At 71.5% G+C, this 14,380-nt stretch carries 15 protein-coding genes; 8 read left to right on the top strand and 7 right to left on the bottom strand.

Annotated elements, in window-relative coordinates; all coding sequences use genetic code 11:
* Window positions 1–45 precede the first annotated feature (45 nt).
* Complete coding sequence (locus ACIA8N_RS25975; protein ID WP_365778771.1) at window positions 46–468, top strand: hypothetical protein; 423 nt, start codon at window positions 46–48, stop codon at window positions 466–468.
* Window positions 469–525: 57 nt separating this feature from the next.
* Entirely contained in the window at window positions 526–741 is a 216-nt protein-coding gene (locus tag ACIA8N_RS25970) for a hypothetical protein (RefSeq protein WP_030211884.1), read from the top strand.
* A gap of 19 nt (window positions 742–760) precedes the next feature.
* Here ACIA8N_RS25970 and mscL read toward each other — a convergent pair whose 3' ends face one another.
* The 6 genes from mscL to ACIA8N_RS25940 all read right to left on the bottom strand — a co-directional run bounded on the left by mscL (window position 761) and on the right by ACIA8N_RS25940 (window position 6,572).
* Window positions 761–1,309, bottom strand: a complete 549-nt coding sequence (gene mscL / locus ACIA8N_RS25965) for a large conductance mechanosensitive channel protein MscL (protein ID WP_365778471.1) — start codon at window positions 1,307–1,309, stop codon at window positions 761–763.
* Window positions 1,310–1,423: 114 nt separating this feature from the next.
* Window positions 1,424–1,822, bottom strand: a complete 399-nt coding sequence (locus ACIA8N_RS25960; RefSeq protein ID WP_365778473.1) for a hypothetical protein — start codon at window positions 1,820–1,822, stop codon at window positions 1,424–1,426.
* Window positions 1,823–2,126: 304 nt separating this feature from the next.
* The gene (locus ACIA8N_RS25955) at window positions 2,127–2,972 is read right to left on the bottom strand and encodes an S-methyl-5'-thioadenosine phosphorylase (protein WP_365778475.1); all 846 of its coding nucleotides are present in this window, start codon (window positions 2,970–2,972) and stop codon (window positions 2,127–2,129) included.
* 127 nt (window positions 2,973–3,099) lie between these two features.
* Window positions 3,100–3,441: an FmdB family zinc ribbon protein gene (locus ACIA8N_RS25950; protein ID WP_078945851.1), complete on the bottom strand. Its 342-nt coding sequence runs from the start codon at window positions 3,439–3,441 to the stop codon at window positions 3,100–3,102.
* 68 nt (window positions 3,442–3,509) lie between these two features.
* Window positions 3,510–4,781, bottom strand: a complete 1,272-nt coding sequence (locus ACIA8N_RS25945) for an MFS transporter (RefSeq protein WP_365778477.1) — start codon at window positions 4,779–4,781, stop codon at window positions 3,510–3,512.
* Between the two features lie 267 nt (window positions 4,782–5,048).
* A complete protein-coding gene (locus tag ACIA8N_RS25940; protein WP_365778479.1) occupies window positions 5,049–6,572 on the bottom strand; it encodes a potassium/proton antiporter in 1,524 nt (507 codons plus the stop codon).
* Between the two features lie 259 nt (window positions 6,573–6,831).
* Here ACIA8N_RS25940 and ACIA8N_RS25935 point away from each other — a divergent pair, with 259 nt between their 5' ends.
* Entirely contained in the window at window positions 6,832–9,579 is a 2,748-nt protein-coding gene (locus ACIA8N_RS25935) for a penicillin acylase family protein (protein ID WP_365778481.1), read from the top strand.
* On the opposite strand, the gene ACIA8N_RS25930 is transcribed toward ACIA8N_RS25935, so the two are convergent.
* Entirely contained in the window at window positions 9,569–10,174 is a 606-nt protein-coding gene (locus ACIA8N_RS25930; protein ID WP_365778483.1) for a 5-formyltetrahydrofolate cyclo-ligase, read from the bottom strand. The two genes, ACIA8N_RS25935 and ACIA8N_RS25930, sit on opposite strands and share 11 nt — an antisense overlap.
* 104 nt (window positions 10,175–10,278) lie before the next feature.
* On the opposite strand from ACIA8N_RS25930, the gene galU reads away from it, so the two are divergent.
* Genes galU through ACIA8N_RS25905 form a run of 5 tightly spaced genes read left to right on the top strand, consistent with a single transcriptional unit; the run spans window position 10,279 to window position 14,259 of the window.
* Complete coding sequence (gene galU, locus ACIA8N_RS25925; protein ID WP_365778485.1) at window positions 10,279–11,190, top strand: UTP--glucose-1-phosphate uridylyltransferase GalU; 912 nt, start codon at window positions 10,279–10,281, stop codon at window positions 11,188–11,190.
* 4 nt (window positions 11,191–11,194) lie between these two features.
* Window positions 11,195–12,550: a gephyrin-like molybdotransferase Glp gene (glp, locus tag ACIA8N_RS25920; protein ID WP_399416795.1), complete on the top strand. Its 1,356-nt coding sequence runs from the start codon at window positions 11,195–11,197 to the stop codon at window positions 12,548–12,550.
* A gap of 58 nt (window positions 12,551–12,608) precedes the next feature.
* Window positions 12,609–13,094 carry a cyclic pyranopterin monophosphate synthase MoaC gene (gene moaC / locus ACIA8N_RS25915; protein WP_030546596.1) on the top strand — a complete coding sequence of 162 codons (486 nt, stop codon included), beginning with the start codon at window positions 12,609–12,611 and terminating at the stop codon, window positions 13,092–13,094.
* A 14-nt stretch (window positions 13,095–13,108) separates the two neighbouring features.
* A complete protein-coding gene (locus tag ACIA8N_RS25910) occupies window positions 13,109–13,651 on the top strand; it encodes a MogA/MoaB family molybdenum cofactor biosynthesis protein (protein ID WP_365778775.1) in 543 nt (180 codons plus the stop codon).
* Window positions 13,648–14,259, top strand: a complete 612-nt coding sequence (locus ACIA8N_RS25905; protein ID WP_030224059.1) for a GNAT family N-acetyltransferase — start codon at window positions 13,648–13,650, stop codon at window positions 14,257–14,259. The genes ACIA8N_RS25910 and ACIA8N_RS25905 overlap by 4 nt, the downstream gene beginning before the upstream one ends.
* Window positions 14,260–14,380: the final 121 nt, after the last annotated feature.

Below are 14,380 nucleotides of genomic sequence, written 5' to 3'. Positions count from 1 at the left end.
GAACCGCCCAGGACCCCGGAACACTCCAGGACCCCCGACCCGGCCCTGACCCCGGAATCCCCCGGGACAGGAACGGAGCACACCAGGAGCCCGGAACACGCCAGGCCCCCGGAGGCCCCCCGGCCTCCCGCGTACACCCCGGGCAGCGCCCAGCCGCGGCTGAACCGGCCGGTGCGCGAGCGGTACCCGCAGATCCGCGCCACCAGCGGATACGGCGATCCCCGCGTCCGGCACACCGGGCCGGGCCCGGGAGCGGGTACGGAGCAGGAACCGGAGCGCTCCTCGAAGCTGTCCGCGCGTGTCGCGCTGGCGCTCACGGTCGTCATCGGCCAGCTCTGGGGTCTGACGATCGTGGTGGACGAGTGGATGGCCGGCGACACCGGTACCGCCTGGTGGGGCGCGGGCTTCCTCGTCCTGTCGTTCCTTGTGGTGCTCGGCCTCTGGGCCGTCGACCCCAAGGACCGGTGAGCGGAGATACGCAGATCAGAGAGGTACGGGACGGGGCAGCGGGCGTACCCTGAAGACATGAGCACCGCCCCCGCCCACGGACCGCGAGACGCGAAGCGGCCCGGCCCGCATCCCACGACCGAGACGAAGCCGGTACTCGTCTTCGACGATCCGCTGGACCAGCAGTCCGCGGACGACACGGACCGTGGCTGGGGAGAGCGGCCTCCGGCCGGCGGCGACAGTGCCGCCGACCTCGCGCGCTTCCTCGACGAGAAGCCGCCGCACCACCTCTGACGCCGGCGCGGACCGCCGGTCATGAGGTGGGGTGCGTCCCCGACCCGCCGCCGGTCCCCGACCCGCCGCCCGAGCCCGAGCCCGAACCGGCACCTGTGCCCGAGCCCGTGGACGGGCCGCGCTGGGCGACCAGGTGGTCGCGGATCTCCTTGAGGACCTCCAGCTCGCTGATCTCCATGGTCTCCGCGACGCCCTCCTTCGCCTTGTCGTGCGCGGCGCGCTTGGCGAGGACCTTCGCCATCGGCAGGACCATCAGGAAGTAGACGACGGCCGCCGTGATCACGAAGCTCAGGATCGAGCTGAGGACCGTCCCCCACATGATCGGGATGCCCGAGACCACGTTGCCCGCGTCGTCGACCTCGCAGGGGCCCTTCAGGCAGGACTGGTAGCTCTCCAGGTCCTTCGTGCCGAAGGCACCCACGAGAGGGTTGATGACGCCCTTGACCACCGAGTTCACGATGTTGGTGAACGCCGCACCGATGACGACCGCCACCGCGAGATCGATCACGTTGCCACGCATCAGGAAGGCTTTGAAGCCCGCCATCACGCTTTCCTTCTTCTCGGCCACCAAGGTGCCTTTCGTCGCTTGTGCTGCTGTGTGCGGAGCCATTACGCCGTGGTCGACGCAGAAAGGTCCAATCCGTACACACGGAACGGTGACTTGACAGGGAGTCAGTGCGAATCAGCACACCGTCACCGCCAGTTGGGACGTGACACCGGCACCCGCGAGGGTCGCCGCCGTCGACCGCGGCACGGACAGGACGACGAGCGCTCCTCCGTCCGAACGAGTCTCACCCGGGTGCGGAACTTCGGCCACTCGGGCGCCCTTCGCGACCACCCGGGCCTCACCCGCCGCGCCGAGCGGCGAGTTGGGCGCGGCGATCACGTCGACCCGGTCGCCCGGGCGCAGCAGCCGTACGGTCGCGGCGTCGGCGATCCGGACCGGGGCGGACACGAGACGGACGACGGGCGGCCGCGCGCGAGCGGCGACGGCGGCGGTCGCCGGTTCGCCGGCCGGAGCGCCCGGCGGCGGGGCTCCGGATACGACGGCGAGGGCGACCGCCACCAGGGCAAGCAGCACCGCCGGCGCCCACCGCCCCCGACGCAGCGCCCTGCGGAGCCGCTGCCGGCCCCCTCGTACCCGAAGAGGCTCGAAGTCCGGCACCACGCACGCCGCGGGAAGGGACGCGGGAGCGAAGGAGGAGGAGAGGGGGGTGGGGGAGGAGGAGTGCGAGGAAAGGGCAGAGAAAGGGGTCGTCATCGTGGGGTGCCGCCGTCCTGCTCGGGAGTGGAACGCCCCTCACTCTCCCGGCCGCGCCCTCTCCCCGCTCTGGCCTGGGGATCGCCCGACCGCTGTGGACAACCCCCTCACCCTCCAGGGGGGTTTACGGCAGCTCGATCCCCAGGTCCCAGCCGTCGTGGGCGTGCGTGCACAGGCAGTCCCGGTCCGCGGTCGCGGGCAGCGCGCCCACCGCGTCGAACAGCACCTCCCGCAGCCGTCCCACGTTCTCGCCGAACACCCGCAGCACCTCCGTGTGCGAGACGCCCTCGCCGGTCTCGGCGCCCGCGTCCAGGTCGGTGACGAGCGCGAGCGAGGTGTAGCAGACGCCCAGCTCGCGGGCGAGGACGGCCTCGGGGTGCCCGGTCATGCCGACGACCGACCAGCCGGCCGCCGCGTGCCACCGGGACTCGGCCCGGGTGGAGAAGCGGGGCCCCTCGACCACGACCATCGTGCCGCCGTCGACCGGCTCCCAGTCCCGCCCCCGGGCGGCCTTCACCGCGATCCGCCGCCCGTCGGGGCAGTAGGGGTCGGCGAAGGTCACGTGGACGACGCGGGGCACGACCCCGTCCGCCCGCCGCTCCCCGTCGAAGTAGGACTGCGCCCGGGCCTTCGTACGGTCGACGAGCTGGTCGGGGACGACGAGCGTGCCCGGCCCGTACTCCTCGCGGAGCCCGCCGACGGCGCAGGGCCCGAGGATCTGCCGTACGCCCAGGGAGCGCAGGGCCCAGAGGTTGGCGCGGTAGTTGATGCGGTGCGGCGGGACGCTGTGGGTCCGGCCGTGCCGGGGGAGGAAGGCGACCCGGCGGCCGGCGATCTCGCCGAGGAAGAGGGAGTCGCTGGGACTGCCGTACGGGGTGTCGACGGACACCTCCGTGACGTCCTCCAGGAACGAGTAGAAGCCGGAGCCGCCGATCACACCGATGTCCGCGTACGCGCCGTGGGTCGTCATGCCGGTCAGCCTAGGCGGGGGGGTTCCGCGAACACCGAGGGCCCCCGCCCCGGGAAACACCGAGGGCCCCCGTCGCACACGGCGACGGGGGCCCTCGGCGGAAAAGCCGGAAAGGCTGGAAAAGCGGTCAGGCGGCCGAGCTTCCGGTGCTCGACGAGGATGTCGAGGAGGCGGAAGAGGACGCCGAAGCGGTCGACGCGGCCGGCTTGGCATCCGACGTCGAGGACGACGAAGGGGCCGAGGACGACGGGGTCGAGGACTTCGACGCGGCCGGCGAGCTGCTGGACGACGAGCCGCGGCTGTCGTTCCGGTAGAAGCCGGATCCCTTGAAGACGATGCCGACGGCCGAGAACACCTTCTTCAGGCGTCCGTTGCAGCTGGGGCACTCGGTCAGCGCGTCATCGGTGAACTTCTGCACCGCCTCGAGGCCTTCGCCGCACTCGGTGCACTGGTACTGGTAGGTCGGCACTTGTCTTCCTCCTGGCACTCACACTCATCGAGTGCTAACGACGATCCATAGTGACGTATTCCGCGGGATCAGTCCACCGCCACCCGCACGCGGTGACCGATACCACGTGCCGCGACCCGGCTGGTCTCGCGCGGCCGGAGCCGCGACCGCAGGGCCACGAGCGTGGCGAGGGCGAGCACGGTGCCCGCCATCGGGACCAGGAATCCGGCGCTCGATCCCTGGGCGTCGGCGAGACGCCCGGCGACGGTGACGGCCGCGGCCTGGCCGAGCGCGACGGCGCCGGTGAGCCAGGTGAAGGCCTCGGTACGGGCCGAGGCCGGGATCAGGGTCTCGACGATGGTGTAGCCGGTGATCAGGGCGGGGGCGATGCACAGGCCCACGACCAGGCCCAGGGCGCCGAGGAGCAGCACCGAGTGCGCGGTCCACAGCAGGGACGCGGCGACGGTGAGGCCGGCGTATCCGAGGATTAGGCGGCGGCGGGGGCCGATCTTCCAGGCGACGGTGCCCATGGCGATGCCCGCGAGCATGTTGCCGGCGGCGAAGACCCCGTACAGCAGGCCGTTCGCGCCGGGGTTGCCGATCTCCTCGGTGAAGGCGGTGAGGGAGACCTGCATGCCGCCGAAGACCGAGCCGATGCCGAGGAAGGCGACGATCAGGACGCGGACACCGGGGATGGAGAGCGCCGAGCGGCGGGGTTCGGCGGAGGTCGCCGAGGCGGCGCCGAACGCGGGCTGGGTGGCGCGCTGGGCGGCGAAGAAGAGTCCGCCGACGAGGGTGAGGGCGGCCTCGGTGATCAGGCCCGCGGCCGGGTGGACGCCGGTGCACAGGGCGGTGGCGAGGACGGGTCCGACGACGAAGGTGAACTCGTCGGTGACGGACTCGAAGGCGGCGGCCGTCGGCATCAGCGGGGTGCCGTCCAGCTTGGCGGCCCAGCGGGCCCGGACCATCGGTCCGACCTGGGGCACGGAGGCACCGGCGGGCACGGCGGCCAGGAACAGGGCCCAGAGCGGGGCGCCGGTCAGGGCGAGCACCACGAGCAGGGAGACGGACGCGGTGTGGATCAGGACGCCGGGGACGAGGACGGCGCGCTGGCCGAAGCGGTCGGCGAGCTTGCCGCTCTGCGGCGCGAACAGCGCCATGGAGACGCCGGTGACGGCGGCGACGGCGCCGGCGCTGCCGAAGGAGCCGGTGGTGTGCTGGACGAGCAGGACGATGCCGATGGTCAGCATCGCGAAAGGCTGCCGGGCGGCGAAGCCGGGGAGCAGGAAGGACAGCGCACCGGGTGTGCGCAGAAGCTGCCCGTAGCCGGGTCGCTTGTCGTAGTTGACCGTGGACGCCACGGTCCTGGCCTTTCTGCCGCCTGGTAGCGCGCCCCGGCACGGTGGTGCGGGTGTCGCCGAGAGCTGTCCTCATGCGCGTTACTGCGGTAGATACCGGGCCGGCCCCACTGCGGAGGGGCGCCACGGCCGCCATACGGTCGCGCCAGCTCTGCGTCAGGCAGAGTTGGTTCGATCAGGTGTGCCTTCATGGTACAGGGAGGAGCGTCTTCCTGCCTGGGAAAATGCTCCCTCCCTTGAATTAATGCCTCGGATTAACCGTCTGTTCGCTCACGCGGACGGTTTCTTCTCCTGGTGGCCGTGCCGGTGGAACCGCGGCGCGGCTCCCGAGGGGCGCGAGGCCGCCGTGGCGCCCCCGGTGCCGAGCCAGCCGGCGAGCTTGCCGCCCTGTCCGACCGCGCGCAGTCGCCGCTCGGTGGCGTCCCGTACCGGGTCGGTGGCGACGACGAGGAGTTCGTCGCCGCGCCGCAGGACGGTCGTGGGGCCGGGGACGAAGCTCGCCCCCTCCCGTACGACGAGGGTGACGGCCGCCCCGGCGGGGAGGCGCAGCTCGGCGACCTCGACTCCGTGCATGCGGGAGTTCTCCGGGATGGCGACGGAGAGCAGATGGCCGCGGAGCCGTTCCAGGGGGGCGGACTCGACGCCGAGGTCGGAGGCCTCCGAGGAGTCGCCGAGCTTCAGGGCCTTCGCGAGCCAGGGCAGGGTCGGGCCCTGGACGAGGGTGTAGACGACGACGAGGACGAAGACGATGTTGAAGATCCGTTCGCTGCCCTCGATCTGCGACACCATCGGGATGGTGGCGAGGATGATGGGCACGGCGCCGCGCAGTCCCGCCCAGGACATGAGGGCCTGTTCCTGCCAGGGGATCCGGAAGGGCAGCAGGCTGACCAGGATCTCCAGGGGCCGCGCGACCACCGTCAGGACCAGGCCGATGACGACGGCGGGCCAGAAGTCGTGGACGAGCTCGTGCGGGGTGACGAGCAGGCCGAGCAGGACGAACATGCCGATCTGGGCGATCCAGCCGAGTCCCTCGGCGAAGCCGCGGTTCGCGGGCGCGTGCGGCAGCTTGGCGTTGCCGAGGATCATCGAGGCCAGGTAGACGGCGAGGAAGCCGGAGCCGTGGGCCATGGCGCCGGCGGCGTACGCGACGACGGCGATGGCCATGACGGCGATCGGGTAGAGGCCGGAGGCGGGCAGCGCGACGTGCCGGAGCCCGTAGGCGCCGAGGAAGCCGACGGTGAGGCCGACGGCGACGCCGATGGCGAGTTCGAGGGCGATCGTGCCGACCAGGACGTACCAGTGGTCGACGGGTCCCGCGGTGGAGAAGGCGACGACGAGGATGACGACAGGGGCGTCGTTGAAGCCGGACTCGGCCTCCAGGACGCCGGTGACCCGTGAGGGCAGCGGCACCTTGCGCAGGACGGAGAAGACCGCCGCGGCGTCGGTCGAGGAGACGACGGCGCCGATGATCAGGGCCTGTCGCCAGTCGAGGCCGACGAGGTAGTGGGCGGCGGTGGCGGTGATGCCGACGCTGACCGCGACGCCGAGGGTGGAGAGGACGACCGCGGCGGGGAGCGCCGGCTTGATCTCCTTCCACTTCGTGCCGAGGCCACCCTCAGCGAGGATGACGACAAGGGCTGCGTAGCCGATGACCTGCGTCAGTTCGGCGTTGTCGAAGGCGACGTTGCCGATGCCGTCCTGGCCTATCGCGACGCCGATGCCGAGGTAGAGCAGCAGGCTGGGGAGCCCGCTCCGGGACGAGATCCGTACGGCCGCGACTGCGATCAGCAGCACGAGGGAGCTGATGAGCAGGAGTTCGTTGAGCTGGTGGACAGTCAGTGGCCGTTCCTTCCCCTCACAAGCAGCTGGAGCGTTCCTCCAGCGGCCGACACTTCGTTACCTTACCTAATCTTTAACGTTTTCTTGACGCCTTCCCTGTGGTTCTTCGCTCGCCAGTACGGTTCTCTTCCCGACACCGCGTCCGGGCCGTCCGGACGCTGCGCCTAAGGTTGCTCCCGTACTCCAGGACCACCCTGCCCCTCGAAGGACAGCGATGCCCTCCAACACGACCGCGCCTCCCGCCAAGAAGAAAGGGCGGCGCGCCCGCCTGATCCTCCTCGTCCTGGTCCTCGCCCTGGTCGCGGGCGTCGGATTCGGCGGGTTCTGGGGTGTGAGCACCGTCCGGGCCTCGTTCCCGCAGACCACGGGCGAGATCCGGCTCGACAGGCTCTCCGGCGAGGTCGAGGTCAAGCGCGACGCGAACGGCGTCCCGCAGATCTACGCGGACAACGAGACGGACCTCTTCCGCGCCCAGGGCTACGTCCAGGCGCAGGACCGCTTCTACGAGATGGACGTCCGGCGGCACGTGACCGCGGGCCGGCTCTCCGAGATGTTCGGCGAGGGCCAGGTCGAGACCGACTCCTTCCTGCGCACGCTCGGCTGGCGCCGGGTCGCGCAGCAGGAGTACGACCAGGTCCTGTCGGCCGAGACGAAGAAGTACCTCCAGGCGTACGCGGAGGGCGTCAACGCCTACCTGAAGGACCGGGCCCCCGCCGACGTCTCCGTCGAGTACGCGGCCCTGGCCCTCACCAACGACTACGCGATCGAGCCGTGGACGCCGGTCGACTCGGTGGCCTGGCTCAAGGCGATGGCCTGGGACCTGCGCGGCAACATGCAGGACGAGATCGACCGCTCGCTGATGACGAGCCGGCTGAGCGCGAGCCAGATCAAGCAGCTGTACCCGGAGTACCCGTACGCGATCCACCAGCCGATCGTCCCCAAGGGCGCGGTCGACGAGGACAGCGGGGAGTTCGACCCGAAGGCCGAGGCCGGCGAGGCCGACGGCGCGACCACCGGCGAGACGCCGGGCAACGGCCCCGGCGGCTCGGACGGTTCGGGTCAGGGGATCGAGTCCCAGCTCGGCGCGCTCTCCGAGGTCCTGGACGGCATCCCCGCCCTCCTCGGCCCCAACGGCAACGGCATCGGCTCGAACTCCTGGGTCGTCGCGGGGAAGTACACGACCTCGGGCAAGCCGCTGCTCGCCAACGACCCGCACCTCGCGCCCCAGCTGCCGTCCCTCTGGTACCAGATGGGTCTGCACTGCCGCTCGGTCTCGGCCACCTGCCGCTACGACGTCTCCGGCTACACCTTCTCCGGCATGCCCGGTGTGATCATCGGTCACAACGACAAGATCGCCTGGGGCCTCACCAACCTCGGCGCCGACGTCACCGACCTCTACCTGGAGAGGATCGGCCCGGACGGCTACCTCGTCGACGGCAAGGTCAAGCCCTTCACGGTCCGCGAGGAGACCATCAAGGTCGCCGGCGGCAGCGACCGGACGATCACCGTCCGCTCCACCGAGCGCGGCCCGCTCGTCTCCGACCGCTCCTCCGAACTGGAGAAGGTCGGCCAGCAGGCCCCCGTCGGCAACTCCGCCCCCGATCGCGGCACCGGCTACGGCGTCTCCCTCCAGTGGACCGCCCTCCAGCCGGGCAAGTCGATGGACGCGATCTTCGCGATCGACCGCGCCAAGGACTTCACCACCTTCCGGGCCGCGGCCAAGAACTTCGAGGTCCCGTCCCAGAACCTGATCTACGCCGACACCGAGGGCAACATCGGCTACCAGTCGCCGGGCAAGATCCCGCAGCGCACCAAGGGCGACGGCGCCCTCCCGGCGCCCGGCTGGGACTCCACGTACAAGTGGAAGGGCTACATCCCCTTCGAGCGGCTGCCTTACGAGTTCAACCCCGAGCGCGGCTACATCGTCACCGCCAACCAGGCCGTCATCGACCAGAAGACCTACCCCGACCTGCTCACCAGGGACTGGGGCTACGGCTCGCGCAGCCAGCGGATCAACGACCTCATCGAGTCGAAGACCAAGGACGGCGGCAAGATCTCGCCGGACGACATGCGCACCATGCAGACCGACAACCGCAGCGAGATCGCGACCCTGCTCAACCCGCTCCTGCTGAAGATCGACATCGCCGACCCGTACGTCCGCGAGGCGCAGAAGCTCCTCGAAGGCTGGGACTACACGCAGGAGCCCGACTCGGCCGCCGCCGCCTACTTCAACGCGGTCTGGCGCAACGTCCTCAAGCTCGCCTTCGGCGACAAGCTGCCCAAGGAAGTGCGCGTCGAGGGCGACTGCATCAACGTCCGTCCCGCCGACGCCACCGGCCCGGTCGACGAGCAGAACAAGCTCGTACGGGAATGCGGCCAGCGCGACCCCGACTCGGCGCAGCCGGACGGCGGCGACCGCTGGTACGAGGTGGTCCGCCCGCTCCTCAAGCAGGAGAAGAGCGAGTGGTGGGTCACCCCGGGCAACCGCACCGACCAGGCCACCGAGACCCGTGACCAGCTGCTCGCGCGCGCCATGAAGGACGCCCGCTGGGAGCTGACCGCCAAGCTCGGCAAGGACGTCTCCACCTGGAGCTGGGGCCGGCTGCACCAGCTGACCCTCGAGAACCAGACCCTCGGCACCGCGGGACCCGGCGTCGTGCGGCAGCTCCTCAACCGCGGCCCGTGGAACCTGGGCGGCGGCGAGGCGGCCGTCGACGCCACCGGCTGGAACGCGGCCGGCGGCTACGAGGTGATCTGGGTGCCGTCGATGCGGATGGTGGTCAACGTCGGCGACTGGGACAAGTCCCGGTGGATCAACCTGACCGGGGCCTCCGGTCACGCCTTCCACTCGCACTACACCGACCAGACGGATGCCTGGGCCAGGGGCGACCTGTTCGACTGGGCCTACGGCAAGGCGGCGGTCGACGCGGCGACGAAGGACACGCTGGTCCTCAAGCCGTAGGGCCCGACCGGAAGCGGACGACCCCCTCGGGGGTCACCACCGCGTGCACGGGGTGGTCGTGCGGTTCCTCCGGGACCCGCGCGACCACCTCGTCCGCGTAGAGGAGCACCACGAGGGCCGGGTCGGCGCCCGCGCGCGTGAGCCGGGCGAGCACCCGGTCGTACGAGCCGCCGCCCCGCCCGAGCCTCATCCCGCGCCCGTCGACCGCGAGGCCCGGCAGCAGGACGGCGTCCGCGGAGCACACGGCCTCGGGACCGAGCCGGGGCCCGACGGGTTCGAGGAGCCCCCGGCCCGCCTTCGCGAGCCGCTCGGGGCCCTCGTACGCGGCCCAGTCCAGGTCGTTGTCGGGGAGCAGGACGGGCAGCAGGACCCGGACCCCGCGCGCGTGGAGGGCGTCGAGCAACGCGCGCGTGCCCGGTTCGCGGCCCACCGACACGTAGGCGGCGACCGTGGACGCCCCGGCGAGTTCGGCGAGTTCCAGTCCGTGGCGGGCGAGTGACGCGGCCGTGTGTGCCAGGGAAGGTGCGTCCAGTGCGGCTCGCGCGGCCAGAAGTCGGCCCCGCAGCAGGGTCTTTTCGGACATCTCAGGTGTCATGACGGCCTCGTCTGCATTCACAAAACTCTTGTAACTGGCTCTATGTGGAGGAAGTTAACCGAACCCACATCTTCCTCTCATTCCGAACGGCTAAGGTGCACCGCATGAATCAGTCGCTCCCCAGGCTCGGCCGGATCAGCAAGGCTGTCATCCCGGCCGCCGGCCTCGGCACCCGCTTCCTCCCGGCGACCAAGGCGACGCCGAAGGAGATGCTGCCGGTCGTCGACAAGCCGGCCATCCAGTACGTCGTCGAGGAGGCCGTCGCGGCCGGACTCTCCGACGTCCTGATGATCACCGGACGGAACAAGCGTCCCCTGGAGGACCACTTCGACCGGAACTACGAGCTGGAGGAGGCCCTGAGCCGGAAGGGCGACGCCGAGCGCCTCTCCAAGGTCCAGGAGTCCAGCGACCTCGCCACCATGCACTACGTGCGCCAGGGCGCCCCGCGCGGCCTCGGCCACGCCGTGCTCTGCGCCGCCCCGCACGTCGGCGACCAGCCCTTCGCGGTCCTCCTCGGCGACGACCTGATCGACCCCCGCGACCCGCTGCTCTCCCGGATGGTGGAGGTCCAGGAGCGGGAGGGCGGCAGCGTGATCGCCCTCATGGAGGTCGAGCCCTCGCAGATCCACCTGTACGGCTGCGCCGCGGTCGAGGCGACCGTCGACTCGGACGTCGTGAAGGTGACGGGCCTCGTCGAGAAGCCGGACGCGGACGAGGCGCCCAGCAACTACGCGATCATCGGCCGCTACGTCCTGGATCCGGCCGTCTTCGGGATGCTGCGGGAGACCGGGCCGGGCCGCGGCGGCGAGATCCAGCTGACCGACGCGCTGCAGAAGCTCGCCTCCGACGAGAAGATCGGCGGCCCGGTGCACGGCGTCGTCTTCAAGGGGCGCCGCTATGACACCGGTGACCGCGGTGACTATCTGCGTGCCATTGTCAGACTCGCGTGCGAACGTGAAGATCTGGGACCGGACTTCCGGGCCTGGCTCCGGAGATACGTCAGCGAGGAGATGTAGGACCTTGAGCAGCAGCGCGGCACCGTCGCCGTCCCACGACGACCACGACCACCAGCAGGGTGCGGACCCCTGCGCGGGCCCGGCCCGCGGTCTGTGGTCGGTGGACGAGCACCTGGCCGACATCCTCGCGACCGTCGGCCCGCTCGAACCCATCGAACTGCAACTCCTCGACGCGCAGGGCTGTGTCCTCGTCGAGGACGTGACGGTGCCGGTCGCGCTGCCGCCCTTCGACAACAGCTCCATGGACGGGTACGCGGTCCGGGTCGCCGATGTCGCCGGTGTCACCGAGGAGTTCCCCGCGGTCCTCACCGTCGTCGGCGACGTCGCGGCGGGCGCGGGCGGTCTGCCCGAGGTCGGCCCCGGCCAGGCCGCCCGCATCATGACCGGCGCCCCGCTGCCGCCCGGCGCCGAGGCCGTCGTCCCCGTCGAGTGGACCGACGGCGGTACGGGCGGGGGAGCGGCCACCGGCATGACCGCCGCCAGCGCCGCACCCGAGGGCGCGGCCGGCGAGGTCCGGGTGCACCGGTCCGCCGAGGCGGGCGCTCATGTCCGCAGGGCGGGCAGCGACGTACGGGCCGGGGAGCTGGCCCTCGCGGCGGGCACGGTCCTGGGCCCGCCGCAGATCGGCCTGCTCGCGGCCATCGGCCGGGGCACCGTGAAGGTCCGGCCCCGCCCCCGGGTCGTCGTCATGTCCACCGGCAGCGAGCTGGTCCAGCCCGGCGAGCCGCTGGGCGAGGGCCAGATCCACGATTCCAACAGCTTCGCGCTCGCCGCGGCGGCACGGGACGCGGGCGCCCTCGCCTACCGGGTGGGGGCCGTCGCCGACGACGCGGAGTCGCTGCGCGCCACGATCGAGGACCAGCTCATCCGGGCCGATCTGATCGTGACCACGGGCGGGGTGAGCGTCGGCGCGTACGACGTGGTGAAGGAGGCGCTGACCGCCGACGGGCAGGTCGACTTCCGCAAGCTGGCGATGCAGCCGGGCAAGCCGCAGGGCTTCGGCGCGATCGGCGCCGAGCAGATCCCGCTCCTGGCGCTGCCGGGCAACCCGGTCTCGTCGTACGTCTCCTTCGAGCTGTTCGTCCGCCCCGCGATCCGCGCCCTCATGGGCGTCGAGGACCTGCACCGGCCGCGGGTGCGGGCGGAGCTCGTCGCGGACAAGGCGCTGTCGTCACCCGCCGGGCGCCGCCAGTTCCTCCGGGGGACGTACGACCCGGAGGCGGGCACCGTCACCCCGGTGGGCGGCGCGGGCTCCCACCTGATCGCGGCCCTGGCGCACGCGGACTGCCTGCTCGTGGTCCCGGAGGACACGGAGACGGTGGAGCCGGGCACCGAGCTGGAAGTGGTCCTCCTCGGCTGAGGGAGCGAGGGTGGGGGTACGGTGTCGTCCCCATACAGCGACCGGGAGTGTCACGGCCATGAGCACGCAGCAAGGTCTCACCCACATCGACGAGGCGGGCGCGGCCCGCATGGTCGACGTATCGGCGAAGGACGTCACGTCCCGCACCGCCCGTGCCAGCGGGCGGGTGCTCGTCTCGCCGCGCGTGATCGAGCTGCTGCGCGGCGAGGGCGTCCCGAAGGGCGACGCGCTCGCGACCGCCCGGATCGCCGGGATCATGGGCGCCAAGAAGACCCCGGACCTCATCCCGCTCTGCCACCCGCTGGCCGTCTCGGGCGTGACCCTGGATCTGGCGGTCACGGACGACGCGGTCGAGATCCTGGCGACGGTGAAGACCACGGACCGCACGGGCGTCGAGATGGAGGCCCTGACGGCGGTCTCCGTGGCCGCCCTGACGGTCGTCGACATGATCAAGGCGGTCGACAAGGGCGCGGTCATCTCCGACGTACGGGTGGAGGAGAAGACGGGCGGCAAGTCGGGCCACTGGACGAGGGCCGAGGCGTGACGCGCGCGGGCCGGGTGGCGGGGACCCACGAGCACGAGGAGCCCGCCGGGCCGCCGGAGGAGGTCCCGGCCGCGGCCTACCGCGCGCTGGTCGTCACCGCCTCCAACCGGGCCTCCGCCGGGGTCTACGAGGACAAGGGCGGCCCTCTGATCGCCGAGGGCCTGACCCGGATGCGGTTCGCCGTGGACGGACCGCAGGTCGTCCCGGACGGGGCGCCCGTCGAGGCGGCCCTGCGCGCCGGGGTCGCCGCCGGGTACGACGTCATCGTCACCACCGGCGGTACGGGCATCTCGCCCACCGACGAGACCCCCGAGGTGACCCGGCGGGTCCTGGAGCGGGAGATCCCGGGCATCCCGGAGGCGATCCGCGCGTTCGGCCGGGAGAAGGTGCCGACGTCGGCGCTCTCGCGCGGCCTCGCGGGGGTCGCGGGCGGCACTTTGATCGTGAACCTGCCGGGGTCGTCCGGCGGGGTGCGGGACGGCCTGACCGTCCTGGAACCGATCCTCCGGCACGCCGTCGACCAGATCCGTGGCGGCGACCATCCGAGACCGTCGTGATCCCGTCCTGGCCCGTGGTCCTCGTGGACGACGAGGTGGTGCTCCGCCCGATAAGGATGCGCGACCACGCGGCCTGGCGTGAGGTGAACCGGCGCAACCGCGAGTGGCTGCGGCCCTGGGAGGCGACGGTCCCGCCGCCGGCTCCCGGCGGCCCGGTCGCGCAGCGGCCGACGTACCGTCAGATGGTCCGCCATCTGCGGTCGGAGGCGAACGCGGGCCGGATGCTGCCGTTCGTGATCGAGTACCGGGGGCGGCTGGTCGGCCAGTTGACGGTGGCCGGCATCACCTGGGGTTCGATGTGCTCCGGGCACGTGGGGTACTGGGTGGACAGCGAGGTGGCCGGGCGCGGGGTGATGCCGACGGCGGTCGCGCTCGCCGTCGACCACTGCTTCCGCTCGGTGGGTCTGCACCGGATGGAGGTCTGCATCCGCCCGGAGAACGGCCCTTCGCGCCGGGTCGTGGAGAAACTCGGCTTCCGCGAGGAGGGGATGCGCCCCCGCTATCTCCACATCGACGGCGCGTGGCGGGACCATCTGGTCTTCGCGCTGACGGCGGAGGAAGTGCCGGAGGGGCTGTTGCGCCGCTGGCGCCAGAACAGAATAAAATAGATGTTCGAATTCAATCGGTAGTTGTCAGGCAAACGATCTGAACAATCACAAAAAAGTTCAGTGATATCAGCCAGATCGTGCGACACACCGGGCCAATTGGCCGATGCCGTCACGCGAACCC

Origin of the sequence: Streptomyces sp. NPDC051822, assembly GCF_044452745.1 — a bacterium.
GTDB lineage: Bacteria > Actinomycetota > Actinomycetes > Streptomycetales > Streptomycetaceae > Streptomyces.
The sequence above is the reverse complement of the archived record's forward strand: the minus strand, read 5'-3'. Positions and strand labels throughout refer to the sequence as shown.